The sequence below is a fragment of the Actinomadura craniellae genome, assembly GCF_003289645.1.
In the GTDB taxonomy this organism is placed as follows: domain Bacteria; phylum Actinomycetota; class Actinomycetes; order Streptosporangiales; family Streptosporangiaceae; genus Actinomadura_D; species Actinomadura_D craniellae.
Window position 1 is genome coordinate 331,662 of sequence record NZ_QLYX01000001.1, and the last position, 25,361, is coordinate 357,022.

The following is a 25,361-nucleotide window of genomic DNA, read 5'->3' on the forward strand; positions in this document are numbered from 1 at the left end:
CCGGACACGGCACGGCCCCGAACCGGGCGACCCGCCCGTCTCGTTCCCCTGGCCCGCCCGGCCGGGCAGGCCCGGCAACCGAACGGAGAAAGCGACATGTCCGACCACACCCCCCACCCCGTGGACGCTCTGCCGCGCACACCCGACCGCGAGCGCCCCCGCACGCAAGCCAGGACCGTCCTGCTCGCCGCGCTCGGGCTCCTCACCGCGCTCGCCTTCGCGGTGGCCCCGGGAACCGCGCAGGCGGCCGAGGCCGCGACCGGCGCCCGGCCCGGCGCCGCCGCCACCGGCGCCGAGGCGCTGGTGACCTGCAACTACCGGGCCACGGTACGCGTCAACGTCCACGCCACCAGGAACCGGGAGTCCAGCATCCTCAGCAGCTGGCCGGCGGGCACGGTGTTCTACGGCGCACCGTGCACCAACGTCGCGGGCGGCAACTACGGCTCCTGCGGCACGGGCAACCTCTGGAAGGCCATCGGCACCGGCTGGGTCGCCACGAAGTGCCTCGTCCGCGTCTGAACGACCCGGCACCCGCCCGGGCCCCGACCTGACGAGGTTCTTCCGGGCGGCCACTCACCCCCGCCGCCGCCTCACGGCAGCATCCGGCGCAACCCCGACCCACCAACCACGAATCGTCGAAATCAACCAAGGCGGACTACTCCGGAGCTGAGAAACCCGGGAACGCCCCGCCTGCAACACAGAGATTGATCTTGCCGGTCACCAGCTCTCGACCGGCAAGATCAATCTCGGCGTTAACGGCTTCCACCGGGAAGCCGTTCCCATCGTGATCCCTCCAGGGATGATCGGCGACCCCTATGCCCGAGGAGGCATCATGGCCATCACCAAGCTGCGATCCCTCCAGGGATGATCGGTGACACGAGAGTATGAAGTCGCGGTTCACGCGGCTGTTCCTCGTGTCGAGGAGACTGATCTTTGCAGCAATTCGGCGATTATGCATCATCACAGATCAGAGCATTATGACTGGACAGTCAAAAATGGTCGTTCTGGGTTTGTAGTAGCCCTTTCTTGTAGGAATCGGGACTGCTTGCCCTATACCACCCGAGCCCGGATGGCAGGTGGGTTGCTGTGAAGTGACCGCAGATGGTCGCCCTGGGTGTTACCTGCAGGTACCGCCCGCGAGGCCAAATCGGCCGATGCTACGAATTGTCTCCAGGTAATTACTGATCGTTCTCCCTGGAAGGTGTCGTGAGGGTGCGCGTCGATGTCGGGGCGGAGGCGTCCCATGTTCCCTGGCCTGAGGTGCATGGGGCCGCTCGGGGGGTCATGTACGGGCTGCTCGGGGAGCAGGACGCCGGCCTGGCGACGGAGCTGCACGACGTCGGCTGGCAGGGGCACACGCTCAGGCCGCTGGGGATCTCACCGCCGGTGTTCCAGGTGGCCAAGCGCCCCAAGGGCGTCTACCCGGCGTCCGGCACGGGTTCGCTGTGGCTGGGGTCCCCGGTGCCGCGGATCGCCGGCTGCCTGCTCGCCGCGCTCGCCGGCCGCCAGGTGATCCGCTGGGGCTCCGTCCATCTGAAGGTGCGGGGGATGCAACTGGAGCCGGCCCCGGATCACGCGAAGGGGGAAGCGGTGTTCGACACCGTGTCGCCGGTGGTCGTCCGGCATGAGAGCCGCTACCTGCTCCCGGGGGACGCCGCGTACGTGGAGCGCCTGACGCACAACCTGCGGCACAAGGCCGACGTCCTGGGGCTGCCCTCGGCGGAGATCGGCGTCGAGGTGCTGGGCGCCGGGGGGCGACGGCGGTTCGAGGTGAACGACGCCGTCCGGATCGGGGCCCGCGCGCGCCTGCGGGTGAGCGCCGACCCGGCCCTGCTGGACGCCCTCTACGACTGGGGTCTGGGGCTCAACACCAACCAGGGCTTCGGGTGGGTCAGGTGAGCGCGGCCCTGCGGTCATCCGCGCATCCCCGCAGCGCGGCGAGGTAGGGGCGGTGACCCTTGCGAACGCGCCCCAACCCTGTCCGGGCTGGGGCGCGCAGAGCAGGGGTCACACGCAGATCATGTCCACGCTGGCGGTGTAGGAGACATCGCCCACCGCCCAGGTGCCGGGCGGCCAGACGATGGGCTCCGCAATGAGTTCGCAGTTGAAGAGTCCTTCTGAGCTGGCCGAGTTCTCGGCGTCGTCGATCGCCCTCTCGATGGCACGCTCGGCCGTCATGCCGCGTCCGAAGCCGTTGAACACCGGGACTTCGTCGGCCGTGGCAGGGGTGCCTACAGCCACGAGTGCGGAGGCCGTCACGGCCACCAGGAACGCGCTCACGGCCTTCCGTCGGGATGCTCGTAATCTCATCGTCGGGGTACCGCCCTTCTCTTGGTCGTGCCCCCTCCGAGGGGGCAACGGTGTATCCGGCAGACCATTCGCTACATACACGGACTTGTCTGGGTTCTGGTTCACTCCGGCTTCGAACAGGGGCCGCGTCGGGGCGGGTCCGGCCGCTGCGGCGGCCACGATCGGCCACGGGAGGGTGTAACGCTCTGAAAGCGGCCATTTCCTCTGCTTCCTCCGCCCGGCTTTGGTTGGGTGGTTCCGGGGCCAGGAACAGGGGGGTGCATGGCGAAGTTCATCAACCCGTACACGTTCGTTTCGCTGCCGGAGACCATCGACCGGGCGCGGCCGGCAGGGCATCACCGGGCCGTGCCGGGCCATCTCTGCGGGAGCATGACCGTCACCTGGACGTTGCGCACCCCGCTCCTGCTGCCGCAGGCCGAAGGGCCGGTCTCGGACGGCGGGGTGACGATCCCGGGCTCGTCGGTGAAGGGCGCCGTCCGGTCGTTGCACGAGACCCTGATGGGCGGTTGCCTGCGGGTCCTGGACGAGACGTTCGTGCCGGTGTACCGGCGGCCCGCGGTGGGGATGGGGGAGGGCTGGTACCTCGGCCGGGTCGAGACCGCCACCGAGACGGGGCGCGCGGTGACGGTGAACGTCACCGAGGAGACGGTCTGGGTCCCGATCGAGGGGATCCGGCACGCGCTCCAGGGCGTCCCGCGGACCGGGGACACCGTCGACCTGGCCGAGTGGGCGATCTCGGAGACGAGCCTGGGGCGGCGGGAGGCCGACCAGGCGGGTGTGCGCGGCGGCGACGGGTGGGTGATCCTCGTCGGTGACGGCGGCACCCGGCGCAGATCGAAGAGGTTCTTCTGCGCCGCGGGCCGGCTGCCGGCTGAAGGCGACCTTCTCGACGTCACCCTCGACGCCTGGCAGGAGTACCAGCGGCTCTGCGACGGCACCGACGACATGCGCCGCTACCGCCAGAACCCCCGGCACCCCGAGGTCAAGGAGTGGGCGAGCGGCCCCGTCACCGCCCCGGTCACCTGGCAGGACCGGCGGACGATCGGCCTGCGCCGCCGCGCCACCGGGCGCCTGTGGCGGGGCGACGTCGTCTGGGTCCACGTTGACGCGGCGACCGGGACGATCGACCACCTGTCGATGGCCGCGATCTGGCGGGTGCCCGGCAGCGGGTCCCTGGGGGAGCGGGTCCCCGCCGACGCGCACCCCTGCACCGACCCCGGGCACCTGTGCGTGTCCTGCCGGATGTTCGGCGCGGCCGACACCTCCGGCGGTGACCGCGAGGCCGAGGCGGACCAGCGCTCCTACGCGGGGCATGTGCGGTTCGGCTCCGCCACGGCGGAGAACGTGACCACGACGACGGTGCGGCTGGCCCCGCTGGGCGCCCCGAGACCGGGAGCCGGCCAGTTCTACCTGGAACACGGGAGGGACGACCCGGCCTCGGCGGAGGAGAACCTCCCGGCTGCGTACTGGGGTTCCGAGCACGACGCGGACGGGCTCCGGGCCGTCCGGGGCCGCAAGTTCTACTGGCACGGGGACCCGGAACGGCAGGACCCGCCCCGGCACGTCGCCCGGCCCGAGCAGCGCAACGAGCACATGTCCCAGGACCGGCGGCTGGTCCCCAAGGGCACGGTCTTCACCCAGCGGATCCGGTTCGACAACCTCTCCCGCGCCGAGCTCGGCTCGCTGCTCGTCACGCTCCAGCCCGGCGTGCTGCTCCCGCGCTGCGAGGGGTTGCAGAGCGCGGACTACGCCCTGCACCTGGGCGGCGGTAAACCCCTCGGCCTGGGCAGTTGCGAGGTCACGGTCACCGGCCTGGAGTGCTGGGACGCCGCCGCACGGTACGCCGGCGCGGAACCGTCCGCCCCCGACCCCTGGACTTACACCGACGCGCTCCTCTCGGACGTCGCGCGGCTCGCCGCCCCCGCCGCCCGGCGCCGGTGGCCGGCCCTCAGCCGCGTCCTGCGGGTGGACGGCGTCGCCCCCGAGGCGCTGTGGTACCCGCTCGGCGGGCCCGCCCCGCGGGACAGGGACCGCTCGTTCGCCTACTTCTCCCGCACCAACGGCCGGTTCCTGAGGAACAGAAGGGAACCGATCGTCCCGCTGCCCGACCCGGCCGACCGGGACGACGACCAGACGCAGGAGGCCAGGTAAAGGGATGCCCACCTACCTCGACGTCGCGGCGGTGCGGATCCAGCCCTACATCGCCCGCACCCCGGCGCTGCGGCTGCGCCGCGGCGCGTCGTGGCTGCTCAGCACCGCCACGGCCGCCGGCGACCTGGAACGGCTGCTCACCGGCCAGGGCCTGACCGCTACCCGCAACCGGGACGCGGGCGACGCCGACGGCGTCGTCCCGCTGGTGGTCGGGCAGGGCACCGAACGGCGGGTCGCCGAGCGGGTCATGCTGCGGCTGCGCGAGCAGCTGCCGGCCGTGGAACTCCAGGCCGTCTGGGCCACCGCCGGCAGCTACCTGGAGGCGTACCCGGCGCTGGCCGCGCAGCGCACCCGCCCGCTGGTGGCGGTCCCCGCACCGGTGGACTTCCCGCTCGGCACCACCTGCGAGTGGTGCCGGGTCGACCTGCGCACCGCCGGCGGGACGATGTGCGCGGACTGCTCGGCCCGGGACCGCGCCGCCGGCCGCCGCGCCTCCGCCACCGGCCCGGCGGCGGAGGGAGAGGACGCCTCGGCCACCGAACGGGCCGTCCTGGACGGCGTCAACACCGCCCTGTCCACCGGGCTGACCCCGGTGCGGCACCTCACCGACCTGGCCCGGCTGGGCGCGGCCGGGGGCAACCGCAACCACGTCGCGACCGTGGCGCTGGACGGCAACGGGATGGGCGCCTTCTTCGCCGCGCTGGCGGGCTCCGGCGACGCCGACCTCAAACGCCGCATCTCCCCGGCGATCTCCGCGGCGACCCGGGCCGCGCTGGTCACCGCCACCGCCGGGATCGTCCGCCCCGGCGACCGGAGGCTACCGGTGATCGCCCACGTGGTGGGCGGCGACGACGTGGTGGTCTCGCTGGTGGCCGACCGCGCCTGGAACTTCGTGGCCGCCTTCCAGCGGGCCTTCACCGCGGAACTCGCGCGGGTGACGCTGCCCGGCGGGATCCGCGACCGGGCGCCGTCCATGTCGGCCGGAGTGGTCTTCGCCCACCACAAGTTCCCCTACGCCCGGGCCGTGCTCCTGGCCGACGACATGCTCAGGAAGGCCAAACGCGACACCCGGGGCGCCGAACCCGCCGTCTGCTGGCTGGACGTCACCGAGGACGGCGAGACCGCCCCGCCCTGGCGCCGGGCGTTCACCTCGGGCGAGCTGGCCGACCACGCGAAGGCGATCGAGAGCATCGCCGCGCTCGGCAACACCGGCCGCCAGGTCCTGCAACGGCTGCTGGCCACCGGCACCCGGGAGGAGGCCACCGCCGCCGTGCTCGGCTGGGCGCGCCGCGGCGGGCACGCCGAGCTCCGGCGGCTGACCGGCCACCTCGACATCGACGAGCTGCGCGGCCTGGCCGCCTACACCCGGTGGTGGCGCCCGTGAGGTTCCAGATCCACTTCCACGGCCCGTTCCGGGTCGCGACGGGCTCCGCGGCGGACGGCCTGAACGCGTCCTACGACGAGGAGAACCCGCTCCCCGCCTCCAGCCTCAAGGGCCTGATGCGCGCCCACGCCGTGCGGCCCCTGCGCCTGCCCGAACCGCTGGTGGGGGAGGTGTTCGGGGACCGGTGGAACCGTACCCCCTGGTCCTGGACCGACGCCGAGATCACCGGTGGTGTCGGCCGGATCCGCACCCAGTCCAGGATCGACCCGCGCACCCACACCGTGGCCGACGGCGCGATGTTCACCTCGGGCGAGCTGTGGCCGGCCGGGGCGAGCTTCGCCATCGTCCAGCGGGACGCCGTCGACCCCGACCGGATCGAACTGCACCAGGCCGTACTGATCGCCGCCGCCCGCGCCATCACCGCCCTGGGGTCCGACCGGCGCCGCGGGCTCGGCTGGGTCAGCGTCGTCCCCGACCGGCCCTGGGACGACCACCTGCACGCGCTGCTGACCACCCACCGGAGCCCCCGATGAGCGACACCCCGGCCCACGGCATCCAGGCCGAGGCCCACCAGGGGCTGGCGATCGGCGGCCCCGCCGAGGTCGGCTTCGACAAGCGCAGCCTCGACCACGTCCCCGGCAGCACCCTGCGCGGCGCGCTCGCCTCGGTGTGGGTCCGCGACCATGGCCCACCCACCGCCGGCAACCCGCGGCGCGACGAGTTCATCGACATCTTCGAGCGGACGGTCAGGTTCGGCCCGCTGTTCCAGGACGGCACCGCGCTGGTGCCGCTGTCGGCGGTCTTCTGCAAGTACCCGCGCACCGCCGGGTGCCGCTCCTGGAGCATCGACGCCGCGGTGGACCCCGGCGCGCACCTGTGCCCGCACTGCGGCCAGGGCGTGGAGACCGGCAAGGGGCAGCTCACCGGGGTCCGCACCCAGCGCACGCTCCGCGCCGGCCTCGACGAGCGGGGCGTCCCCAAGGACGGGTACCTGTTCGCCCGGCACGAGCTCAGCCGCGGGACGACCTACCGGGGGCGGCTGGTCGGCCACCACCCCTGGCTGGCGGAGGAACGCACGATCTGGCTGGGCGGGAAGACCTCCACCAACGGGATGGCGACCGTCCGGATCGACACCGAACCCGCCCCGGTGCCGGTCCCCGACTCGCCCCGCGAGGACGGGCGCTGGTCGTCCGGTGCACCGGCCCCGCCGTGATCGTCGACGCCGCCGGCCGTCCCGCGCTCGACCCGGTCGAGGAGATCCTGCGGGTGCTCGGGCTCGGCCCGGACACCGTCGAGGAGAGCCGCGCCTGGATCCGCCCGGGCCGCGCCGGCGGCTGGCACATCGCCTCCGGGCTGCCCAAACCCGACGAGATCGTCGTCGAGCGGGGGTCGGTCGTCGTCCTGCACCTGAAGGAGCGGCCGGAGCGGGCCGCCCTGCGCCGGCTGGCCACCGAGGGGATCGGCCTGCGCCGGATCGAGGGCTTCGGGACGGTCGAGGTCAACCCGGCGCCCTGGCGGCAGGACGTGCCCGCACCGGCGGCGCCCGCCCGGCAGCCGTCCGTGCTGGCCGCGCTGCGGGAACGCGAGCTGCTCGGCACCGAGGAAACCGTCCGGTGGCTGCTGGACCGGGGCCGCCGGGTGGCCGTCGAACGCGCCCGCAACCCCCGCTTCGGCATCGGCGAGTTCTTCGAGGAACGGATCTCCCTGCTCTTCGACGACCGCCAGGCCGCGGCCGTCCGGGAACTGTTCGAATCGGACCGGCTGGCCGCCGCGCTCCCCCTGCTGGAACGGGAACTGGACCTGCTCACCACCGACCGGGGAGACCCATCGTGATCACCACCGTGATCCTGGCGGCCATCGACGTCGACGCCGGCTGGTCCGTCGGCGCCCCCGAGACCGGATCGGCGGCCGTGGACCGCGACCTGCTGGTCGACCGGAACGGGAACCCCTGGGTCCCGCCCTCCGCCCTGGCCGGCTCGCTGCGCGCGCACCTGGCCGAGCACTCCGCCGACGAGACCCTGATGGGCAGCCGTCCGCCCGAGACCGCCGACGACCAGCGGCTCGAACCGTCCGCGCTGTGGCTGCTGGGCACCCGCACCAGGGTCCGCGACGGCGACGCCGCCCCCCGCACCGAAGTCGTCGCCGCCACCGCCATCGACCCGCGCCGCCGGGCCGCCCGCCCCCGGTCACTACGGCACACCCGGCAGGTCGCCCGCGACTGCCGGATCGAGCTGTACCTCCAGCACGACGGCCCGCTGACGGACACCGAACTGGAACTGCTGGCGGCCTGGCGCCCCGCCGTGGGACGCGACCGCACCCGCGGCGGCGGGACCGCCCGCCTCGCCCGCCTGGCCTACCGCCGCTACGACCTGGACGACCCCGACCAGCTCCGGGCCTGGCTCGACACCACCGGCCCCGGCCGGTTCACCGGGCTGACCGACGTCACGATCCCCGAACCGCCCGACACCACCGTGCTGTCGGCGTCCTTCGAGATCACCGACCCGCTGCACCTGGGCACCGGCTCGTACCGCACCAAGGAGAAGGGCGGCCCCCGGCAGGCCACCAGCCGCACCCGCGGCGGCCGGCCCCTGATCCCCGGCAGCACCTGGAAGGGCGTGTTCCGGGCCCGCGCCGGATACATCCTCCGCACCCGCTTCGGCGAGCCCGCCGCCTGCACCGAGCAGACCGGCTGCGGCCGGTGCCCGCTGTGCGACCTGTTCGGCTCGTCCGGCCGCCGCGGCCGGCTGGCCTTCCAGGACAGCGCGATCACCGGGGCGCGGACCGCCGCGCGCACCCAGGTGGCGATCGACCGGGTCGGCGGCGGCGCCCGCGACAAGCTCCTGTTCACCCGCCAGGCCGTCGAATCCGGCCGGTTCACCCTGCTCGTCCAAGCCCTCGACCGGGTCGCGGACTGGGAACGCAACCTGCTGCTGCACGTCGTCCGCGACCTCGACGACGGCCTGATCGGCGTCGGCGGCGGCACCCAGCAGGGCTACGGCACGATCCGGCTCACCGACCGCACCCCCCTGGACGACCTCCGCCCCGCCACCATGGAGGCAGCACCATGACCGGCCTCGACGCCCGGCTCGTCGCCCGGGGGCGGCTCCCCTGGGAACGGGCGCTGACCCACCTGGACGGCGGCACCTGCCTGTGGGCCGACCTCGACGGCCTGCACACCGGCCCGCCCCCCACCGAACCGCCCATCGCCACGCACCTGTGGGCCTGGGACACCGACCGGCTGCTGCGCGCCCGCGTTGACGGCGCCGAATGCGTCCTCGCCGAACTGCACCTGGCCACCACCGCCGCGGGCGAACCCGTCCGGGTCACCCGCCGCCAGGTCCCCACCTGGCCGCTCGGCGAGGGCCGGGTCTCGGTGCCCGACGAGTGGCGCGCCCGCTCCGCCACCCTCTACGAGGTGGCCGGGCTCATGCCCCTCACCTTCGCCCGGCTCGACCCCTGAACGGGGATGACGGCCGGTGGGAACGCCATCGGTCCGGCGTCACTGCCCGGTGGCGCGTCGTTTGAGGACGGTGAAGCGCCCGCAGTCCTGGACGTGTCCGCGCATGACCAGGTGCCTTTCCCGGACGGGCTTGGCGTCGAGCCCGACCATGCGGAAACCGGTGGCCCGTTTCTTCCAGGAGACGGGCCGGAGCGTGAGGGTGCCGTCGGTGTAGCGGCCCTGCTGGCGGGAGATCCCCAGCGGTTGGCCGGAGAGATACTGGCCCCGGTAGAAGGCGAAGTCGGCGGTCACCCGGGTGCTTCCGCCGGCCCCGCGGCGGACGGTCAGTGTCATGGCGCGCTGGACGCCCTGGCAGAGGTAGTCGCCCTGCCAGACGCCGGGCAGCTCTTCCATCGTGATGGCGACGTCCGCGCGGATCGGCTGGCCGGTCAGGAAGTTCTTCGCCGCGGTGCCGATCGCGCCGAGCAGCGCGACGGCCGCCGCGATGCTGAGGAGTATGCAGCCGCAACCGCCGCTGCTGCGCTGCGGGGGAGTCTGGTCGGCGATCCAGGGGCATTGCGGGTCGTGGCTGGAAGTAGTTCCGGTGCACGCGTTGCAGGGGCTGGGGCCAAGGATCAAGGCGAAATCTCCGGGGTTGGCAGGGCGCTGGTCAACCACTCTGCCATTTCGGAATTATCGCCGCATTCCATGTGGAAATGCGGACGATCTCAAATTATCGCTGTCGGCTTCCGTTTTGTGGTGAGAGGAGCGCTGATCGCGGGAGATTCGCACCTGACTCACTTTTCCCCGGTCGACGCGCCACCCGCCACCCGCCACCGGTGCCCGCCCTGACCACAGGCCGGACGGCCTGCCGCGGTCTGGTCGCTCTCCAGGGGCCTGTCTCGAAGTGGGGTCAAAGTTCCCTGCGGTACCGCTGACGCCGACCTTGCCAGCATGATCGTTGAGGGTGGGTGGTGCCATGACCCCACCCACCCTCAACGATCACCTGCGCCTGCACCTGGTGGGGTGCTGTCCTTCGGGGCTGGTCTCGTGGGTGTGCCTGGTGGCGCTGTGGGCCGGTTTGTCGCGGGTGAGGTCGTTGAGCCTCTAGGTTCGTGTTCATGGCTTTTTCGGCCGCGCGGCGGCGTCGGGTACGGCAACTGGTGGGGACGGTGCTGGTCTCGTTGGGGACCGCTGTTTTCGCGGGGGCCGTGGGGCTCGCCATTGACGCGTTCGTGAAGGGCGGTTCACCGCGGTGGGCGTACCTGGCCGGGTTCCTGGCCGGCGGGGCCGTCCTGTCGGGGTGCGGGGGATGGCTGCTGGCGACCGTCCGGGTCGGGGTGGGGCTGGCGCTGTCGGCCACCGACGGGGCGGGGGACGCCGACCGGTACCTGGACGAGGCCGAGTCGTTCGGCCGGTTCGGCGCGGGGGTGTTCGCCGTGCAGAGCACCGTGCAACTGCCGGTCGAGAGCGCCGAGGACCTGCCGAACCTGCGCAAGCTGCTGCGGTCCGGGATGCGCACCCTGTCCCAGGTCGAGCCGCAGGCCGCGTCGGTCGGGCTGCTGTTCCAGGGGCGGCAGCACGTGGGATTCCACGTCGGCCGGTGGCTGAACGTCGCGGGCCGGGGCGTGGACCTGTACACCGACATCCGCGACGGCGGGGGAGCGTCCCACCTGCGGGCGGTCCGGCTCGGGCCCTCGCCGCACGGCCGGCCGCGCGACCTGGACCTGGCCCTGTACCGACGGGAGGAGGACGGCGACCTCACCGGCCCCGAGACCATGTCCGTCGAGGTGTTCGGCACCGAACTCGACTCGCCCGCCGAGGGCCCGGTGTGCCTGGCGGTCAACCTCAACGCCCCGGTCGACGACGCCAGCTTCATCGGCCCCGTCCTGGCCTCGGCCCGCACCGAGAACGCCACCGCCGTCGTGGTCGCCGCCCTGCCCGGACGCTCCGGGGCGCCCACCCGCGCCCTCGGTCCCTCCACCAAGGAGTACGAGTCGACCGTCGCGGCGATCATCGCCGTGGCCAGGAAACTCCCCGCCGCCCCCGGCCTGCTCTACCTCAAGGGCCCGGCGGTGATCTCCGTCGCCCTGGGCCGCTACCTCCACGACACCGGCTGGCTCCCGATGCGCTACACCCCGGGCACCCCCGGCACCTACACCCGCTACACCACCGAACCCTAGCCGGGCCGGCCGATCGCCTTCGGCGAGCATCCTTGAGGTGCGCGGCGGGCCCGTTCATGTAGTGGGCGAGTCCGTCGGCCAGGTGGTCTTGAGGTGGAACCAGACGGCTTTGGTGGCGGCGGAGGTCGTGACGCCGCAGGCGTCGGTGACCGCTTCGAGCAGGTGCATTCCGCGGCCGGAGACGTCGGTGTCGCGGGCCGCTTTGAACACGGGGAGCGCTTCGGGGGCGGTGTCGTGCACGGCGACCTCGAACAGGTCGCCCCAGCGGGCCAGCACGATCGTGACGTCGCCGTTCCCGCCGTGCACCACGGCGTTGGTCGCGACCTCGCTGGTGGCGAGCCGGACGGCTTCGAGGATCTCCGCCAAGCCGTAGGTGCGCGCGGCCGAAGTCACCATCTCCCGCACGACCCGTGGCCCGATATCCGATCGGGGTAGCACGATCCGTACCAACTCCCGGCCGTCGCTTGCGGAATGCGCCACTCGGAACCACCCTCTCCTGGGATTTCTCGCGCTCGGTCGATCTCGGCGAACGGCCACGTCGGCCGGCCGACCCGGACTACGCTCCGTATGTGACCCGGAACGGAACATGACGCAGATTCTGTAGCACTGCTAGTGCGGCCCGCAATAGATGCGGCCCGCAAAGTAGTTATCGATCACAATAAGTAGTTCTCAAATCGCCATAAATCGGGAGAACCTATGCCGCGCCGCGCGCCGACGGCCCGCCACCGCAAGCTCATCCAGGAACTCCGCCGCTTGCGCGAGGAACGCGGGCTGCGCCAGGAGGACGTGGCCCGCGAGCTCGACTGGTCCCTGTCGAAACAGGAGAAGATCGAGCGCGGCGCGATCGCCGTCCGCCCGGCGGACGTGCGAGCCATGCTCCATCTGTTCGGCCTCGCCACCCCCGATCATCAGCAGCAGTTCGACACGTTGCTGAGGCTCGCCCGCGACGCCCGGGTCAAGGGCTGGTGGCACGACTACGGCAACGCCATCCCGGACTGGTTCGAGTCCTTCGTCGGCTTCGAGGCCGACGCCGAGGAACTGCACGTCTACCAGAACCAGATCATCCCTGGCCTGCTCCAGACCCGCGACTACGCCACCGTGATCTCAGCAGCCGTCCGGCCGTCCCTGCCCGCCGAAGAAATCGAGAGCACGGTCGCCGCGAGAATGAAGCGGCAATCCAGGCTCTCCGGAACCAAGCCGCTCCGGCTCTGGGCGATCCTGGACGAGTCCATTCTCCATCGCCAGGTCGGAGGCTCTGGGGTGATGGCGGACCAGCTCCGGCATCTCCTCGAAGTCGGAGAACGCCCGAACATCACCATCCAGGTGCTCCCGTTCTCGGTAGGCGCTCATGCATCCGTCGGCACCTCGTTCGTCGTCCTTCAGTTCCCCGAGCCAGGTGACCCCGACCTTGTGTATCTCGAAGACCTGACGAGCAGCGCCTATCTGGAGGACGATCCGCATATTTTCCGGTATACGGTGGCATTCGACCACATCAAGTCGGCGGCGCTCTCAGATCGGGACTCCGCGCTGCTGATCGCGAAGTTGGTCGAGAACATGTCGTGACCATGGAAGGAGTGCGGGATGGCCACCCACGATCTGTCCCGTGCCGTTTGGCGTAAGAGCAGTCACAGCAATGGGCAAGGGGAATGCGTCCAGGTCGCCTCAGCCATGGGAGTGGTTGCGATCCGTGACAGCAAGAACCCCGGTGGCCCTCACATCGCCGTCCTCGCCGACGAGTGGAATGCTTTCCTCGCTGCCGTGAAAACGGGCACGCTGGACAGTGAACGCTGACCGCCAGAAGGGCTCCGTCCTTGTGTTCACCACCTGGTAGGAGTAACCGGTTCGGTGTGGCGATGCCTCTCGTTCACCTCGATATGGACGGCGTTAAGGACGAACCGCCAAGCCGGGCATCGGGATTTTATGAGCGGTGCCTCGTATCACTTGGCAGAAGGCTGCACGCCGATCTCTCGACGGGGGTTGGCGCCTGCCCTTGCACATCCACGGGTAAGGCGGTCAGCCGGGTCGCTCACCGGGCCGTGGGCAGGGCGTAGCCCATGCCGATCGTGGTGCGGTCGCCGATCCCGGCGTAGGCGGCGAAGCGGACGAGCGCGTCCAGCGCCGCTCTGGCCTGCGGGGTGGTGCGGCGGGTGTCGGCGACGCGGTAGGTGACGGTGCCGACGCTGCCGCGGCCTGGCGGGGCGCCGGCCTTGAGCAGGTGCTCGGCCATGGTCAGCCGGTGGTCGGCGACCTCCACGTTGCCCGAGATGAGCTCGGTCACCGCCTCCTCCAGCGGGACGCCGAAGGCGCTCCACCGCCGGTACAGGTCGGCCAGCACCCACTCGGGCTCCGGGAACGGGCGGGCGCGGCGGACCCCCTCCTCGCGGGCGGTGAAGAACGCCACCGGGGTGCGGACGTCCAGGTGCCAGCGGTTGGCGGGCCGGGCGGCGGCCAGCAGGTCCGGGTACGTTTCGGCCCCGGCCAGTTCCACGGCCGCGACCTCGTACAGGCAGCGGGCCACGCGCATCTGGGGGGTGGCCGCCAGCGCCTGCAGGACGGGGCCGGTGAGCGGATCGGCCAGCACGCCTACTTCGAACCGCACCCGCTCGCTGGAGGAGCCGGCGAGCCGGTTCCGCTCGTCCACCAGCGGGGTGAGCGCGTACGGCTTGGGCGGCTTCGTCTCGTGCAGCGCAGCGGACAGGTCGGCCTCGCCCGCGCCGCGCAGCGCGGCCAGGAACGCGGCGTTGACCGCCGGGCCGGTGTGCGGCGGCGGCACCGGCGGGCGTGGTCCGGCCGGGGCGAGGTGGATGGTGATGCGGGCGGGCATGGGGGTTGTGGCCTCCGCTTCCAGGAGCCGTCATCGGACCTTGGTGAGCGGCTGGGGGTGTTGGTCCGGCCTGTTTCAGGATGCTTGGCTCGGTGTCACCGTGGGAGGGATGCGCGCAGCCGGCCGATGGTCCGCAGGATCTCGGTGCGGTGCTTAGCCGACTTCAGCCACGCCGGCAGCCGGGCCAGCATGGTCATCCCGACGTATTCGCCGCGTTCGCGGAGCCGGGCACTGACGTAGTTCTCCAGGATGTCCAGGTGGCGTTCGTTGAACGCCCACAGGGTGTGCCCTCCGCAGCAATCCGCGCACAGCCACAGCGGTTGCCGGAAGTACGGATCGACCTCGCCGCCCCAGCACGAGGACGCCTTCTTGGTTTCGCGCCAGTTCCTGGCATGGCCGCAGGCGCGGCACACCAGCCGTCGAGGCCAGTGAGCCGAGTAAGGGTGCGGCGGTTCCCCGTCCAACCAGGGCACCACTTCCGCGTGGCCCGCGCAGGCCGGGCAGACCACATGGATGGGGTCCGCCGCCAAGGCGTACAGCGACACGGCGGGGTCGGTAAACCGCTCCTGCGTCGGCGATTGAGCATTCATACCGCCATTGTGCCGACATCTCTGTCCCGATGCGCGCGCTTTTACACGTGGCCGAATGGTCTTTCGTACGAGCCCGTAGAGCCATTCAGCGATGAGAGGGCGGCGCGCAGCCCATGCCGATCGTGGTGTGGCGTTGAGTTGCCACGCCCTTCTCATGGCCTTCGGTCCGAGCATGATGGCGCTGGCCGCCGGGGGCTCCCGCGTTGCGGCCGCCTGAGGTGAGGTGACCGCGGGTCGCCGAGGGGAAGGGGGTGTTCGCGCCCGCGCTGCGGTCACGCCTCGGGTGCGTGGGAGGAGGTCGGCCGGTGGCTGCCAGCGAACTCGTGCTCATCCCGGGGCCTGGTGACGTGGGCCGCGCGATCCTTGGCCTGCTGCGGGCGCAGGGCGTGCCGGTGCGGGTGATGGTCCGCCGCGATGATGAGCGTGCGGCCGGGGTGCGTGCGCTCGGGGCGGAGGTGGTGGTCGGTGACCTGACCCGGCCCGAGAGCGTCGCGGCCGCGCTGGAGGGGGTCGGGCGGATGTACTTCGCGATGCCCGTGTCGCCGGACCATCTGCTGGCGGCGACCGTGGTGGCCACCGTGGCGCGGGAGCGGGGGGAACTGGCCGGGCTGGTGGACATGTCGCAGATGACGGTGTCGCAGATGACCGCCACCAGTACCGCGGAGTCGCGCCAGCAGCGGCTGCACTGGCTGGCGGAGCAGGTGCTGGACTGGTCGGGCCTGCCGGTGGTGCACGTCCGGCCGACGGTGTTCCTGGACAACCCGCTGTTCACCACGCTGGCGGCGCGGTCGATCCGGGAGGACGGCACGATCGCGTTGCCGTTCGGCGCCGGGCGCACGTCGCCGATCGCGGTGAACGATGTGGCCCGGGTGGTCGCCACCGTGCTCCGCGACCCGGCCCCGCACGTCGGGCATGTGTACGAGCTGACCGGGCCGCGCACGGTCGACATGGCGCGGTTGGCCGGGGAGTTCTCGCGGGCGCTGGGGCGTCCGGTGTCCTATGTGGACGTGCCGCTGGAGCGGTGGCGGGCCGAGGTGCTCGCGCAGGCCGGTCTGCCGCCGCACGTCGAGCAGCACATCGCCACCATGGCCCGGCTGCACCGCGAGAACCGCTACGACCGGGTGTCCGACGACGTCCGGCGGGTGACGGGGGTGCCCGCCGGGACGATCGAGGAGTTCGTGGCCGCCCGCCGGGATTTCTACCTGGGCTGATTTCCTCCCTCCACCAGGGCGAACTCCTTTTGGTTTCCGCTCGTCGCGGGGATGCGCACTTCGGCGGAGTTCCGCGTTCACGGGGCCTTTGGTGTGCTATAGCCTTATCCGACTATGGGGCGTGACATGAGGTCGGCGAGGGCGAGCTGGCGGGATCGAGCCGAAACGGCGCCCCTGTGGGCGTGGTCGGGTTTGCTCTTTTTGCTTTTCGGGTCCTTCTTCGGGGCGTTCTATTTTCTGCTGACTCCAGATGCCGATGCCGGCTACGCGCTGGTCGCCGGAGTTCTCGGCGGGCTTTTCTTCGCCCTGGTGATGGGGGCGTTCCTGCGCATCGCGCGCGGCAGGGATCGGGCGGTGACCGGCGATCTGAGCCGTGCCGATGCGGTCGAGGTGGCGCGGGCGGGCCGGACCGGTGAACTCCCGGCGGAGCGGGATCTGGACGGCCCGATGCTCGACCTCATCAAGCGCAGGCGGGAGCAGTACCGCCGGTCATCGGTGTCCGGCCCTCTCGTCCTGGGCGCCATCGCGCTCCTTCATGTGGGGAACGCTCTGAACACGGGGGTCGGCTGGTGGTGGGCCGGTGCCGCGCTCATGGTCACCTTGCTGGTCTGGACCCGGGTGCAGGCGCAGCGGAACCTGGCCAAGCTCGATCGTCTCGAAACGGCGATCAACTCTCGACCGCACGACCCGGCGAAGTGACCCGTTCGCCGGGGCCGGCTCCCGTACGCGGTCAGGCGGCGGTGAGCCCGCCGTCGATCGCGAGTGCGGCTCCGGTGATGAACGGGGCCTCGCCGCTCAGCAGGAAGGCGGCGAAGGCCGCGATCTCGTCCGGCCGGCCGATCCGTCCGACGGGATGCATCGCTTCGGTCGCGCGCAGGGCCTCGTCCGGTGCCGGGCCCAGGTTGCCGCGCAGCAGGGGGGTGTCGACGCCGCCGGTGACCAGGGCGTTGATCCGGACGCCGGTGGTGGCCGTCTCGAGGGCCGCCGAGCGGGTGAGGCCGAGGACGCCGTGCTTGGCGGCGCTGTAGGCGGCCAGGCCGGCCATCCCGGTGACACTGACGTTGGAGGCGTTGTTGACGATCGAGCCGCCGCCGGCGGCCTGCAGCGCGGGGATCTGGTACTTGAGGCCGTAGAAGACGCTGTCGAGGTTGAGCGCCAGTTCGGCGCGCCAGGCGTCGCCGTCGACGGCGGTCACCGGGCCGGGTGCGGTGGCGGCGCCGACGTTGTTGAACGCGCCGTCGAGCCGGCCGTACCGTTCGACGGCCTGCCGGACCAGGTCCGCGGCTTCGGCCTCCACCGTCACGTCGGCCGGGACGAAGGTGGCCTCGCCGCCGGCGGCGCGGATGGCGGCGGCCCGCGCCTCGCCGGCGTCCTTGCCGCGTGCGGCCAGGACGACCCTGCCGCCCTCGGCCGCGATCCGCTCGGCGGTGGCCAGGCCCATTCCGGAGGTGGCGCCGGTGATCAGGATGACTTTGTCTACGAATCGTGCGGACATGAGGGTTCCCCCGTCAGGTGAAGATCGGTGATGTCAGAAGGTGAGCACGAGGCGGCCGCGGAGGCCGCCGGCCTCGAGCCGCCGGTGCGCCTCGGCCGCCTGTGCGGCGGGGAGGGCGGCGGCGACCCGCGGGACGAGCACGCCCGCCTCGGCGAGCCGGCGGATCTCGTCCAGCTTGTCCGTCCGGTCCGCGTAGTCGGGGACGAACGGGGTGCGGACGGTGATCCCGCGGCCGCCGGTCCGGTAGCCGCCGGGTTCGTCGGGGCTGCGGAACAGGGCGAGCGCGCCGCCGTCACGCACGGCGTCGAGCAACCGCGGCCCGAGCAGCGCCGTGTCGGCGACCGCGTCCACGCCCTCGGGGTACCGGGCCCGGAGGCGTTCGGCGACGTCGGGCCCCCTGGCCACGACGTCGGCCGCGCCGGAACGGCGGACCAGGGCCTCGTCGGCGGGCGCGGCGTCGGCGACGACGGTCAGCCCGGCGTGCGCGGCGAGCTGCACCAGGTAGCCGCCGAGCGTTCCGGCGGCCCCGATCACGGCGAGGACCGAGCCGGGGGCGAGGGCCAGCTGGTCGAGGGCCAGCAGCGCGGTGAGCCCGTTCATCGGCAGCGTCGCCGCGGCCGCGTGGTCGATCCCCGCCGGTGCGCGGACGACCCGGCCGGCCGGCAGCACGAGGTACTCGGCGTAGCCACCGGCGGCGGGGCCGATCGGGTGGGCCATCGCCATCACCGGATCGCCGGGGGACAGGCCGGTCTCCGTCCCGGGGCTGATCTCGTCGACCACGCCCGCGATGTCCATTCCGGGCACGTAGGGGGCCGGTATCCCGGCGAACGCCCGGGCGTGCACGCCGGCCCGGATCAGCGTGTCCGCCGGGTTCACCGCGGCCGCGTGCACGCGCACCCGGACCTCGCCGGGCCCGGCGTGCGGGTCCGGCAGGTCGACGATCCGCAGCACGTCCGGGCCGCCGAACTCGTACAGGCCGACCGCTTGCATGAGCACTACTCCTTCCGGTTCCTGTTAGATACCAGGTACATGATGCGTACCTTCACTTCGAGTCTTCGGGAACCTGGCCGGAACGGCAAGAGAGCACTTTGACCTGCGCTGGTATCACCCGGGGAACCGCACCTAGTGCGGTGTCCAGCGACGTGCACCGGGCCCACCCCTGCCCGGAGCGTGATCGTTGAGGATAGGTGGGGCCCAGCCCCACCTATCCTCAACGATCACGCTCCGGGGCAAGCCGCAAGGTGGGGTCGGCAAACGTCGCTGGACACCGCACTAGGTGGGCCCGGCAGTACCTGGTACCTCTCGTATACTGCGAGCCATGGCGCATCCGACCACCGACACCGCCGTCTCGCGCGAGGAGGCTCGTGCCCTGATCCGCGACGTGCTCGAACGGATCGGCGACAAGTGGTCCGTGGCCGTCATCTGCCAGTTGGGCGACACCACCCGGCGGTTCAACGAACTGCGCCGGCTGAGCCATCCCATCACCCAGCGGATGCTCAGCGCGACGCTCCAGGGGCTGGAACGGGACGGCCTGGTGACGCGGACCGTCCACGACACCAAACCCCCGCGGGTCGACTACGCGCTCACCCCGCGCGGGCTCAGCCTGCTCGACGTCGTCCGGAACCTGGCCCACTGGGCGGAGGACAACGCCACCGCCATCATGGACTCGCGGACGGCCTTCGACCGCGGCCGCCCGCCGCGGTGACGCGAGCGGCCGCTTCGAGCGGCCACGGTTCGCCGGGCCGGCCGCGGCGGCGGCCCACATGAGGGCTTGGTCGCCCGGCTTCGACGGGTCTTCACCGGCGGCGGAAAGCGTGCGGCCGGGTAAGGGCATCAGGGGTCGAAGCACTTGTAGGTGTAGATGACACCCTGGCCCGAGTGGTAGGGCCACAGCATGGCGGCGTTGGTCTTCGGTCCGTACACGCCGTCCACCGCTATCGGCTCGCCGAAGACGTCACGCTCCCATGTCTGCGCGTTCTTCAGCGCGCTGAGCGTGTTGATGCCGAAGATGCCGTCGAAGGGCCATGCGACCTGCTGCTGGTCGTAGCAGCGGCGCAGGGCGTCCTGCAGTGCGACCACCGCGGAACCGCGGGCCCCCTGCCGCAGTTCGCAGTTGAGCGAACCGTTGTAGGTCGGGTAGTAGACCCATCTCCAGTCCGACATTCCGGTGGATCTCCATTGGCCGGTGTTGCAGGCCGGGGCCGCGTGCGCGGCCGGCGCGGGAATGACCACGGCCATGGCCGTGGTGAGGACGAGAGCGCCCATGCCCGCCGCCGACTTCAGTGGCCGCCGCGATTTCATTCTGGCTCCTCAGGGGTCGTCCCGGTGTTCGCCCGAACATTAGTGTCAGTTTCACACAAAATGCGCCGCGCGTCGGTGGCGCGCGCTGTCCGGATCCGGCCGCGGCCGGGCAGGACGGGGAGCGCGGTCGTCCGCCTCTCCGCGGGCGCCGCCGTTCAGGTGGCGATCTTGTAGCGGCCGAGGAGGACCTGGAGGAGTTCGTCGGCGATCTCGTCGAGGGTGGCGTCGACCCAGCCGACGACCCAGTCGTGCATGAGGCCGTTGACGGCGCCGATGAAGGCGGCGGCGGCGATGCGGTAGTTGCCGGGCTGGATCTCGCCGCGGGCGACGGCGTCGTCGGTGGTGGCGGTGAGGAAGTCGATCCAGCGGGAGCGGCGTTCCAGGCGCTGGCGGTCCATCCGGGGGCTGACGCCGATGATCTCGACGTAGGCGATGCGGGCGTGCCGGTGGTCGGAGGCGGCGCCTTTGACGTAGGCGTGCAGCATGCGGGTGATCCGCTCGGTCAGCGGCAGGTCCTGGATGTGTGGCAGGACGTCGAGGACGGCTTGCTGGGCGGTGTCGTTGACGGACAGGTGCAGCGTGGCCAGGACGTCTTCGAGGGTGCGGAACTCCTCGTAGAACTGGCGGCTGGACAGGCCGGCCTCCTTGCACAGGTCCACGAGCCGGGTTCCCCGGTAGCCGGGTCCGGCGCCGAACAGTTCCAGGCCCGCCGCCAGGAAGCGGGCGCGCCGTTCGGCCTGCCGCTGGGCCGCTTCCTTGCCCCCGTACCGGCCTTCGGCCGGTGTGATCCTGCCCGCCACCGTGTCCTCCGTCGGGTGATACATGAATCTTCTCCCATCCGGGGGTGCCGGGGCCGGTGCGTTTTCCTTCGCTCCGGGGTCTTGTGGCGGGCGTCACTCTTTCCTACCATCGGGTAACCAAAATCTGAACTTTCACAAGTTCAGATTTTCTGAGTGTTCCCGCGTGGCGCTTCCAGGCGTGACGCGAGGCCGGCCCGGCGAGCCCGCTCTCCGGCCGGCCCGGGCTTTCCACCATCGCGGGCGAGCACGGCCGCTCGGCGGTCGTCGCCGCCTCCCACCCCCCGAAGGAGAGAGATGGAACAGGAACAGTCCCCGGCCATGTTCACCCGCCGGCGCACCCTGGCGGCCGCCGGCGGCATGCTGGCGGCGGGCGCGCTGGTCGGGTCGGCGGCGCGACCGGCGGCCGCGGCCGCCCCGACGACCTCGGCGGACGCGATCGTGGTCGGCGCGGGCCTGGCGGGCCTGGTCGCGGCGTCGGAGCTCGCCGCGGCCGGGCGGACGGTGCTGCTGGTGGACCAGGAGAACGAGGCGAACCTCGGCGGGCAGGCGTTCTGGTCGTTCGGTGGCCTCTTCCTGGTGAACTCCGACGAGCAGCGGCTCATGGGCGTCAAGGACTCCAAGGACCTGGCCTGGCAGGACTGGCTCGGCACGGCCGGGTTCGACCGGGGCGTGAACGACCCGGCCGGCGAGGACTACTGGGCCTACAAGTGGGCGGAGGCCTACGTCGACTTCGCGTCGGGGGAGAAGCGGTCCTGGCTGCACGGGCTGGGCGTGCGCTGGTTCCCGCTGGTCGGCTGGGCCGAGCGCGGCGGCGGCCTGGCCGACGGGCACGGCAACTCCGTGCCGCGGTTCCACGTCACCTGGGGCACCGGACCGGCGGTGATGGAGCCGTTCGAGAAGAAGGTGCGCGCCGCGGTCGCCAAGGGCCTGGTGACGTTCAAGTTCCGGCACCGGGTGGACGGCCTGGTACTCACCAACGGCGCCGTCACCGGGGTGCGCGGCTCGGTCCTGGAGCCCAGCAGTGCGGCGCGGGGGGTGCGCAGTTCCCGCACCGTGGTCGGCGAGTTCGAGCTGGCCGCACCCGTGGTGATCGTCACCTCCGGCGGGATCGGCGGCGACCACGACCTGGTGCGGCGGAACTGGCCCGCCCGGCTCGGCACCCCGCCCAAGCGGATGATCACCGGTGTGCCCGAGTACGTGGACGGCCGGATGCTCGGCATCACCGAGGCCGCCGGTGCCCGCCTGGTCAACCGCGACCGGATGTGGCACTACACCGAGGGCATCCAGAACTACGCCCCGATCTGGAAGGACCACGGCATCCGCATCCTGCCCGGCCCGTCGTCCCTGTGGCTGGACGCGAAGGGCCGCCGCCTGCCCGTCCCGGGCCTGCCCGGCTACGACACCCTCGGCACCCTCAAGCTGATCATGGACACCGGCTACGACTACTCCTGGTTCGTCACCACCCAGAAGATCCTCGCCAAGGAGTTCGCGCTGTCGGGCTCGGAGCAGAACCCCGACCTGACCAACAAGGACATCCCGCTCACCCTGTCCCGCATCTGGCAGAGCCCCGAACCGGTCGAGAAGTTCAAGAAGAACGGCGTCGACTTCGTGGTCGCCGACACCCTGCCCGAGCTCGTCACCGGCATGAACCGGCTCACCGGCACCAACCTCATCAACCACGCCGATCTCAAGTACCGGATCGACGCCCGCGACCGCGAGACCGACAACCCCTACACCAAGGACCTCCAGGTCATGGGCATCAACAACGCCCTGGCCTACCCGGGCGACCGGCTCAGCCGCACCGCCGGCCTGCACAAGATCCTCGACCCCTCGGCCCGCCCCCTCGTCGCGGTCCGCCTGAACATCCTGACCCGCAAGACCCTCGGCGGCCTCCAGACCGACCTTTCGGGGCGCGTCCTGGCCCCGTCCGGCCGGCCGATCCCCGGCCTGTACGCGGCAGGGGAGGTCGCCGGGTTCGGGGGCGGCGGCATCCACGGCTACCGCGCCCTGGAGGGGACCTTCCTGGGCAACTGCCTGTTCTCCGGCCGCCAGGCCGGCCGCGCCGCCGCGGCGGCCACCGCCTCCTGACCAGCGGTTCCCGCGGCGCCCGCCGCGGGAACCGGGCCGGAGTCACCGCCCACCGGACGCGGGGCGGCCCGCACCGCTCAGGAGGCGGTGGCCGCCTCCCGCTGGTCCGCGCCGTCGTCGAGCTGGCGCACCTGCCGGTAGACGTGGCCGCGCAGCCGGGCGAAGTCGGGCAGTTCCTTCGTGGTGAGCTGGTTGCGGGGGCGCGGCAGGTCGATGTCGATGACCTCCCGCACCCGGGTCGGGCGCGGGGTGAGGGCGATCACGCGGTCGGCCAGGTAGACGGCCTCGTCGATGTCGTGGGTCACGAACACCACGGTCACCCCGTACTCGTGCCGGAGCTTGAGGGTCAGGTCCTCCAGGTCGGCGCGGGTCTGCGCGTCCAGCGCGGCGAACGGCTCGTCCATGAGCAGGACCTGCGGTTCGTAGGCCAGCGCGCGGGCGATGGCCACCCGCTGCTGCATGCCGCCCGAGAGCTGCCACGGGTAGCGCCGGCCGGCGTCGGCGAGGTTGACGGCTTCCAGCGAGTCCTTGATCAGCTGCTGCTGTTTGGCGCGGCCCAGCCGCTTGCGGCGCAGCGGGAAGGCGATGTTCTGTTCCACGGACATCCAGGGGAAGAGCGACCGGCTGTAGTCCTGGAAGACGATCGCCATCTCCTCGGGGGTGCGGTCGAGCCGCCGGCCCTCGATGCTCACCTGCCCGGTGGAGGCGGACATCAGCCCGGCGAGGCAGCGCAGCAGGGTGGTCTTGCCGCACCCCGAGGGGCCGACCACGCACACGAACTCGCTGCGCGCGACGGTGAAGTTGATTTCGTCGATCGCGTGGACCGCCTGGGGCCCGTCGCCGTAGGTCTTGCCGAGGCCGCGGACCTCGAGCATCGGCGCTTCGTCGGTCATCAGGATGCTCCTTTTCGTGCTCCGTGGTGCCAGCGAAGCGCGCGACGCTCGATGGTGCCGAAAGCGAGGTTGAACAGATAGCCGAGGATTCCGAGCAGCACCATTCCCGACCACATCTCGGGAATCGCGAAAGTGCGCTGGGCCTGGAGGATGAAGTAACCGATCCCGCGGGTGCTCGCGACCATCTCGCTGATCACCATCAGGATCAGCGACAGCGACAGCGAGATCCGCATCCCGGCGAAGATCTGCGGCGCGGCGGCGGGCAGCACGACGTGCAGCATCCGGTCGCGCCGGCTGACGCGGTAGGCCCGCGCGCTATCGAGCAGCCCGGGGTCGACCCCGCGGACACCGTCGATGGTGTGCATCAGGACGGGGAACACGCCGACCATCAAGATGATGAACACCTTCATGCCCGTGCCGACGCCCAGCACGACGATGCCGAACGGGATCAGTGCTGGCGGGGGGATCGCCCGGACGAACTCGATGATCGGTGCCAGCGCGGTGCGCAGGGTGCGCACCAGGCCGATGAGGATGCCGAGCGGCACGCCGATGACGATCGACAGTGCGAACCCGGCGAGCATGTTGGTCAGGCTCGGCACGACGTCCGAGCCGACCCGGTCGAACACCCACGTGTCCCGGAAGACCGAGAGGATCTTCGTCAGCGGGGGGTAGAAGATGTTCGTGCTGCCGGCGGACCACAGCGCCCAGCCGAGCAGGACGAGGATCGGCGCCGCGATCTGGAGGGTGAGGAGCACGCTGCGCCGGTTCACTGGACGCCTCCCTGGGACCGCTGGGACGGGTGCCACCGCAGCAGCCGTTTCTCGAGCGCGACGAAGAGCAGGTTGAGCAGCACGCCCAGCAGCCCGGTCGCGATGATGAACGCGTACATGAGCTGGTACTGGCCGCCCGCCTGGGCCACGGTGATCGACTGGCCGAGCCCGGGCGCCCCGATCACCAGTTCGGCGGTGACGCAGAGGATCAGCGCGGTGGTCGACGCCACCCGCAGCCCGGGGGCGATGTAGGGCACCGCGCCGGGCAGCACCACCGACAGCAGCGTGTCGCGTGGGCGGGCGCGGAAGGAACGCGCGGTTTCGAGGGCGACGGGTTCGACGTCGCGCATGCCGTAGATGGTGGCGACGAGCACGGGCCAGGTGGCGGCGAAGGTGGCGAGGAAGACCTTGCTCTGCAGGCCGGTGCCGAGCACGAGGACGACCAGCGGGATCAGCGCGACCGACGGGATCGGCCGCAGGAACTCGATGACCGCGCTGGTGGCGGCGTACAGGACCGCGTTGGAGCCGACCGCGATGCCGAGCAGCACCGCGATCACCGTGGCGAGGGCGAAGCTGATGGCCCAGCCCTGCAGCGTGTGGCCGACGGCGGTCCACAGCTCCGCGGCGCCGGCCATTCCGGCGAGTTCCCGCAGGTCGGCCGAGACGCGGGGAAAGGTCTTCTCCGGCAACAGTCCGACGATCGTGGAAAACTCCAGGACGGCCAGTACCGTCACGAGCCCCGCCGCGCCGAGAAGCCCGTCGGTGAACTTCGGCGATCGCAGGAGTCGTCGTCTTGTGCCGGGGATAATTGACGTCGACATAGTCGAAGTCCGGGTCAACGAAAACTCCTTCCGGGTGCGGCTCTTGTCACATCCCGTAGCGCTGGGTCGGCCGGCACATGGCGGACGTACGGGCACGCCGG

The 25,361-nt window shown here is 71.7% G+C and carries 30 protein-coding genes; 17 read left to right on the forward strand and 13 right to left on the reverse strand.

Going from position 1 to position 25,361, the window contains the following annotated elements; all coding sequences use genetic code 11:
• Window positions 1–96: 96 nt before the first annotated feature.
• Window positions 97–519 (forward strand): hypothetical protein, encoded by a 423-nt coding sequence (locus tag DPM19_RS01370; protein WP_111862894.1) that lies wholly within the window; start codon window positions 97–99, stop codon window positions 517–519.
• Between the two features lie 136 nt (window positions 520–655).
• Here the strand turns inward: DPM19_RS01370 and DPM19_RS34715 are convergent, their stop codons facing one another.
• Window positions 656–901: a hypothetical protein gene (locus DPM19_RS34715; protein ID WP_146778714.1), complete on the reverse strand. Its 246-nt coding sequence runs from the start codon at window positions 899–901 to the stop codon at window positions 656–658.
• Window positions 902–1,212: 311 nt separating this feature from the next.
• Here DPM19_RS34715 and cas6 (DPM19_RS01375) point away from each other — a divergent pair, with 311 nt between their 5' ends.
• The gene (gene cas6 / locus DPM19_RS01375; RefSeq protein ID WP_233509739.1) at window positions 1,213–1,899 is read left to right on the forward strand and encodes a CRISPR-associated endoribonuclease Cas6; all 687 of its coding nucleotides are present in this window, start codon (window positions 1,213–1,215) and stop codon (window positions 1,897–1,899) included.
• Between the two features lie 108 nt (window positions 1,900–2,007).
• Here the strand turns inward: cas6 (DPM19_RS01375) and DPM19_RS01380 are convergent, their stop codons facing one another.
• On the reverse strand, window positions 2,008–2,280 hold the full coding sequence (locus tag DPM19_RS01380) for a hypothetical protein (RefSeq protein WP_111862896.1): 273 nt from the start codon (window positions 2,278–2,280) through the stop codon (window positions 2,008–2,010).
• A 291-nt stretch (window positions 2,281–2,571) separates the two neighbouring features.
• Between DPM19_RS01380 and DPM19_RS01385 the strand changes: the two genes are divergently transcribed.
• The 7 genes from DPM19_RS01385 to DPM19_RS01415 are packed head-to-tail and all read left to right on the forward strand — an operon-like array spanning window position 2,572 to window position 9,305.
• Window positions 2,572–4,461, forward strand: a complete 1,890-nt coding sequence (locus tag DPM19_RS01385; RefSeq protein WP_111862897.1) for a TIGR03986 family type III CRISPR-associated RAMP protein — start codon at window positions 2,572–2,574, stop codon at window positions 4,459–4,461.
• Window positions 4,462–4,465: 4 nt separating this feature from the next.
• Complete coding sequence (locus tag DPM19_RS01390) at window positions 4,466–5,845, forward strand: Cas10/Cmr2 second palm domain-containing protein (protein ID WP_111862898.1); 1,380 nt, start codon at window positions 4,466–4,468, stop codon at window positions 5,843–5,845.
• Window positions 5,842–6,378 (forward strand): RAMP superfamily CRISPR-associated protein, encoded by a 537-nt coding sequence (locus tag DPM19_RS01395; protein WP_146778715.1) that lies wholly within the window; start codon window positions 5,842–5,844, stop codon window positions 6,376–6,378. The genes DPM19_RS01390 and DPM19_RS01395 overlap by 4 nt, the downstream gene beginning before the upstream one ends.
• Window positions 6,375–7,058 carry a hypothetical protein gene (locus tag DPM19_RS01400; RefSeq protein WP_111862900.1) on the forward strand — a complete coding sequence of 228 codons (684 nt, stop codon included), beginning with the start codon at window positions 6,375–6,377 and terminating at the stop codon, window positions 7,056–7,058. Before DPM19_RS01395 ends, DPM19_RS01400 begins: the two co-directional genes overlap by 4 nt.
• Window positions 7,055–7,678 carry a hypothetical protein gene (locus DPM19_RS01405; protein WP_111862901.1) on the forward strand — a complete coding sequence of 208 codons (624 nt, stop codon included), beginning with the start codon at window positions 7,055–7,057 and terminating at the stop codon, window positions 7,676–7,678. Before DPM19_RS01400 ends, DPM19_RS01405 begins: the two co-directional genes overlap by 4 nt.
• The gene (locus DPM19_RS01410; protein ID WP_146778716.1) at window positions 7,675–8,913 is read left to right on the forward strand and encodes an RAMP superfamily CRISPR-associated protein; all 1,239 of its coding nucleotides are present in this window, start codon (window positions 7,675–7,677) and stop codon (window positions 8,911–8,913) included. Before DPM19_RS01405 ends, DPM19_RS01410 begins: the two co-directional genes overlap by 4 nt.
• Window positions 8,910–9,305 carry a hypothetical protein gene (locus DPM19_RS01415; protein ID WP_111862902.1) on the forward strand — a complete coding sequence of 132 codons (396 nt, stop codon included), beginning with the start codon at window positions 8,910–8,912 and terminating at the stop codon, window positions 9,303–9,305. The genes DPM19_RS01410 and DPM19_RS01415 overlap by 4 nt, the downstream gene beginning before the upstream one ends.
• Before the next feature lie 39 nt (window positions 9,306–9,344).
• Here DPM19_RS01415 and DPM19_RS01420 read toward each other — a convergent pair whose 3' ends face one another.
• The gene (locus tag DPM19_RS01420) at window positions 9,345–9,923 is read right to left on the reverse strand and encodes a hypothetical protein (RefSeq protein WP_111862903.1); all 579 of its coding nucleotides are present in this window, start codon (window positions 9,921–9,923) and stop codon (window positions 9,345–9,347) included.
• A gap of 340 nt (window positions 9,924–10,263) precedes the next feature.
• On the opposite strand from DPM19_RS01420, the gene DPM19_RS36710 reads away from it, so the two are divergent.
• Together DPM19_RS36710 and DPM19_RS01425 are read left to right on the forward strand one after the other, a co-directional pair.
• A complete protein-coding gene (locus DPM19_RS36710; protein ID WP_267900859.1) occupies window positions 10,264–10,395 on the forward strand; it encodes a hypothetical protein in 132 nt (43 codons plus the stop codon).
• 10 nt (window positions 10,396–10,405) lie between these two features.
• Entirely contained in the window at window positions 10,406–11,467 is a 1,062-nt protein-coding gene (locus DPM19_RS01425) for a hypothetical protein (protein ID WP_146778717.1), read from the forward strand.
• Between the two features lie 54 nt (window positions 11,468–11,521).
• On the opposite strand, the gene DPM19_RS35110 is transcribed toward DPM19_RS01425, so the two are convergent.
• Window positions 11,522–11,863 carry an ATP-binding protein gene (locus DPM19_RS35110; RefSeq protein ID WP_158566671.1) on the reverse strand — a complete coding sequence of 114 codons (342 nt, stop codon included), beginning with the start codon at window positions 11,861–11,863 and terminating at the stop codon, window positions 11,522–11,524.
• A gap of 300 nt (window positions 11,864–12,163) precedes the next feature.
• Between DPM19_RS35110 and DPM19_RS01435 the strand changes: the two genes are divergently transcribed.
• Both DPM19_RS01435 and DPM19_RS01440 read left to right on the forward strand, forming a co-directional pair.
• Window positions 12,164–13,030, forward strand: a complete 867-nt coding sequence (locus DPM19_RS01435; RefSeq protein WP_111862906.1) for a DUF5753 domain-containing protein — start codon at window positions 12,164–12,166, stop codon at window positions 13,028–13,030.
• An 18-nt stretch (window positions 13,031–13,048) separates the two neighbouring features.
• Window positions 13,049–13,258 carry a DUF397 domain-containing protein gene (locus DPM19_RS01440; RefSeq protein ID WP_111862907.1) on the forward strand — a complete coding sequence of 70 codons (210 nt, stop codon included), beginning with the start codon at window positions 13,049–13,051 and terminating at the stop codon, window positions 13,256–13,258.
• A gap of 235 nt (window positions 13,259–13,493) precedes the next feature.
• Here the strand turns inward: DPM19_RS01440 and cas6 (DPM19_RS01445) are convergent, their stop codons facing one another.
• Window positions 13,494–14,291, reverse strand: coding sequence for a CRISPR system precrRNA processing endoribonuclease RAMP protein Cas6 (gene cas6, locus DPM19_RS01445; RefSeq protein WP_111862908.1), 798 nt, complete (start codon window positions 14,289–14,291; stop codon window positions 13,494–13,496).
• 95 nt (window positions 14,292–14,386) lie between these two features.
• The gene (locus DPM19_RS01450; protein WP_111862909.1) at window positions 14,387–14,881 is read right to left on the reverse strand and encodes a TFIIB-type zinc ribbon-containing protein; all 495 of its coding nucleotides are present in this window, start codon (window positions 14,879–14,881) and stop codon (window positions 14,387–14,389) included.
• Window positions 14,882–15,186: 305 nt separating this feature from the next.
• Here DPM19_RS01450 and DPM19_RS01455 point away from each other — a divergent pair, with 305 nt between their 5' ends.
• Both DPM19_RS01455 and DPM19_RS01460 read left to right on the forward strand, forming a co-directional pair.
• Window positions 15,187–16,092, forward strand: coding sequence for an NmrA family NAD(P)-binding protein (locus DPM19_RS01455; protein ID WP_111862910.1), 906 nt, complete (start codon window positions 15,187–15,189; stop codon window positions 16,090–16,092).
• 126 nt (window positions 16,093–16,218) lie between these two features.
• Window positions 16,219–16,791 (forward strand): hypothetical protein, encoded by a 573-nt coding sequence (locus DPM19_RS01460; protein WP_146778718.1) that lies wholly within the window; start codon window positions 16,219–16,221, stop codon window positions 16,789–16,791.
• Window positions 16,792–16,822: 31 nt separating this feature from the next.
• On the opposite strand, the gene DPM19_RS01465 is transcribed toward DPM19_RS01460, so the two are convergent.
• Both DPM19_RS01465 and DPM19_RS01470 read right to left on the reverse strand, forming a co-directional pair.
• A complete protein-coding gene (locus DPM19_RS01465) occupies window positions 16,823–17,587 on the reverse strand; it encodes an SDR family NAD(P)-dependent oxidoreductase (protein ID WP_111862912.1) in 765 nt (254 codons plus the stop codon).
• A gap of 33 nt (window positions 17,588–17,620) precedes the next feature.
• Complete coding sequence (locus DPM19_RS01470) at window positions 17,621–18,577, reverse strand: NADP-dependent oxidoreductase (RefSeq protein WP_111862913.1); 957 nt, start codon at window positions 18,575–18,577, stop codon at window positions 17,621–17,623.
• A 328-nt stretch (window positions 18,578–18,905) separates the two neighbouring features.
• Between DPM19_RS01470 and DPM19_RS01475 the strand changes: the two genes are divergently transcribed.
• A complete protein-coding gene (locus tag DPM19_RS01475) occupies window positions 18,906–19,292 on the forward strand; it encodes a winged helix-turn-helix transcriptional regulator (RefSeq protein ID WP_111862914.1) in 387 nt (128 codons plus the stop codon).
• Window positions 19,293–19,420: 128 nt separating this feature from the next.
• On the opposite strand, the gene DPM19_RS01480 is transcribed toward DPM19_RS01475, so the two are convergent.
• Both DPM19_RS01480 and DPM19_RS01485 read right to left on the reverse strand, forming a co-directional pair.
• Complete coding sequence (locus DPM19_RS01480) at window positions 19,421–19,888, reverse strand: peptidoglycan-binding domain-containing protein (protein WP_111862915.1); 468 nt, start codon at window positions 19,886–19,888, stop codon at window positions 19,421–19,423.
• A 155-nt stretch (window positions 19,889–20,043) separates the two neighbouring features.
• Window positions 20,044–20,712 (reverse strand): TetR/AcrR family transcriptional regulator, encoded by a 669-nt coding sequence (locus DPM19_RS01485; protein ID WP_111862916.1) that lies wholly within the window; start codon window positions 20,710–20,712, stop codon window positions 20,044–20,046.
• Between the two features lie 270 nt (window positions 20,713–20,982).
• Between DPM19_RS01485 and DPM19_RS01490 the strand changes: the two genes are divergently transcribed.
• Entirely contained in the window at window positions 20,983–22,776 is a 1,794-nt protein-coding gene (locus DPM19_RS01490; protein ID WP_111862917.1) for an FAD-binding dehydrogenase, read from the forward strand.
• Window positions 22,777–22,853: 77 nt separating this feature from the next.
• On the opposite strand, the gene DPM19_RS01495 is transcribed toward DPM19_RS01490, so the two are convergent.
• From DPM19_RS01495 to DPM19_RS01505, 3 genes are read right to left on the reverse strand one after another with little or no spacing between them, the layout of a single operon-like run.
• Entirely contained in the window at window positions 22,854–23,669 is an 816-nt protein-coding gene (locus tag DPM19_RS01495) for an ABC transporter ATP-binding protein (protein ID WP_233509740.1), read from the reverse strand.
• Complete coding sequence (locus DPM19_RS01500) at window positions 23,669–24,439, reverse strand: ABC transporter permease (protein ID WP_111862918.1); 771 nt, start codon at window positions 24,437–24,439, stop codon at window positions 23,669–23,671. Before DPM19_RS01500 ends, DPM19_RS01495 begins: the two co-directional genes overlap by 1 nt.
• Entirely contained in the window at window positions 24,436–25,173 is a 738-nt protein-coding gene (locus DPM19_RS01505; RefSeq protein ID WP_199484771.1) for an ABC transporter permease, read from the reverse strand. Before DPM19_RS01505 ends, DPM19_RS01500 begins: the two co-directional genes overlap by 4 nt.
• Between the last annotated feature and the right edge of the window lie 188 nt (window positions 25,174–25,361).

Coding starts and splice junctions, on each gene's coding strand:
- DPM19_RS01370 (WP_111862894.1), top strand. CDS start 97: ATGTCCGACCACACCCCCCACCCCGTGGACGCTCTGCCGCGCACACCC.
- DPM19_RS01385 (WP_111862897.1), top strand. CDS start 2,572: ATGGCGAAGTTCATCAACCCGTACACGTTCGTTTCGCTGCCGGAGACC.
- DPM19_RS01390 (WP_111862898.1), top strand. CDS start 4,466: ATGCCCACCTACCTCGACGTCGCGGCGGTGCGGATCCAGCCCTACATC.
- DPM19_RS01400 (WP_111862900.1), top strand. CDS start 6,375: ATGAGCGACACCCCGGCCCACGGCATCCAGGCCGAGGCCCACCAGGGG.
- DPM19_RS01415 (WP_111862902.1), top strand. CDS start 8,910: ATGACCGGCCTCGACGCCCGGCTCGTCGCCCGGGGGCGGCTCCCCTGG.
- DPM19_RS36710 (WP_267900859.1), top strand. CDS start 10,264: ATGACCCCACCCACCCTCAACGATCACCTGCGCCTGCACCTGGTGGGG.
- DPM19_RS01425 (WP_146778717.1), top strand. CDS start 10,406: ATGGCTTTTTCGGCCGCGCGGCGGCGTCGGGTACGGCAACTGGTGGGG.
- DPM19_RS35110 (WP_158566671.1), bottom strand. CDS start 11,863: ATGGTGACTTCGGCCGCGCGCACCTACGGCTTGGCGGAGATCCTCGAA.
- DPM19_RS01435 (WP_111862906.1), top strand. CDS start 12,164: ATGCCGCGCCGCGCGCCGACGGCCCGCCACCGCAAGCTCATCCAGGAA.
- DPM19_RS01440 (WP_111862907.1), top strand. CDS start 13,049: ATGGCCACCCACGATCTGTCCCGTGCCGTTTGGCGTAAGAGCAGTCAC.
- cas6 (WP_111862908.1), bottom strand. CDS start 14,291: ATGCCCGCCCGCATCACCATCCACCTCGCCCCGGCCGGACCACGCCCG.
- DPM19_RS01450 (WP_111862909.1), bottom strand. CDS start 14,881: ATGAATGCTCAATCGCCGACGCAGGAGCGGTTTACCGACCCCGCCGTG.
- DPM19_RS01460 (WP_146778718.1), top strand. CDS start 16,219: ATGAGGTCGGCGAGGGCGAGCTGGCGGGATCGAGCCGAAACGGCGCCC.
- DPM19_RS01465 (WP_111862912.1), bottom strand. CDS start 17,587: ATGTCCGCACGATTCGTAGACAAAGTCATCCTGATCACCGGCGCCACC.
- DPM19_RS01470 (WP_111862913.1), bottom strand. CDS start 18,577: ATGCAAGCGGTCGGCCTGTACGAGTTCGGCGGCCCGGACGTGCTGCGG.
- DPM19_RS01475 (WP_111862914.1), top strand. CDS start 18,906: ATGGCGCATCCGACCACCGACACCGCCGTCTCGCGCGAGGAGGCTCGT.
- DPM19_RS01480 (WP_111862915.1), bottom strand. CDS start 19,888: ATGAAATCGCGGCGGCCACTGAAGTCGGCGGCGGGCATGGGCGCTCTC.
- DPM19_RS01485 (WP_111862916.1), bottom strand. CDS start 20,712: ATGTATCACCCGACGGAGGACACGGTGGCGGGCAGGATCACACCGGCC.
- DPM19_RS01490 (WP_111862917.1), top strand. CDS start 20,983: ATGGAACAGGAACAGTCCCCGGCCATGTTCACCCGCCGGCGCACCCTG.
- DPM19_RS01495 (WP_233509740.1), bottom strand. CDS start 23,669: ATGACCGACGAAGCGCCGATGCTCGAGGTCCGCGGCCTCGGCAAGACC.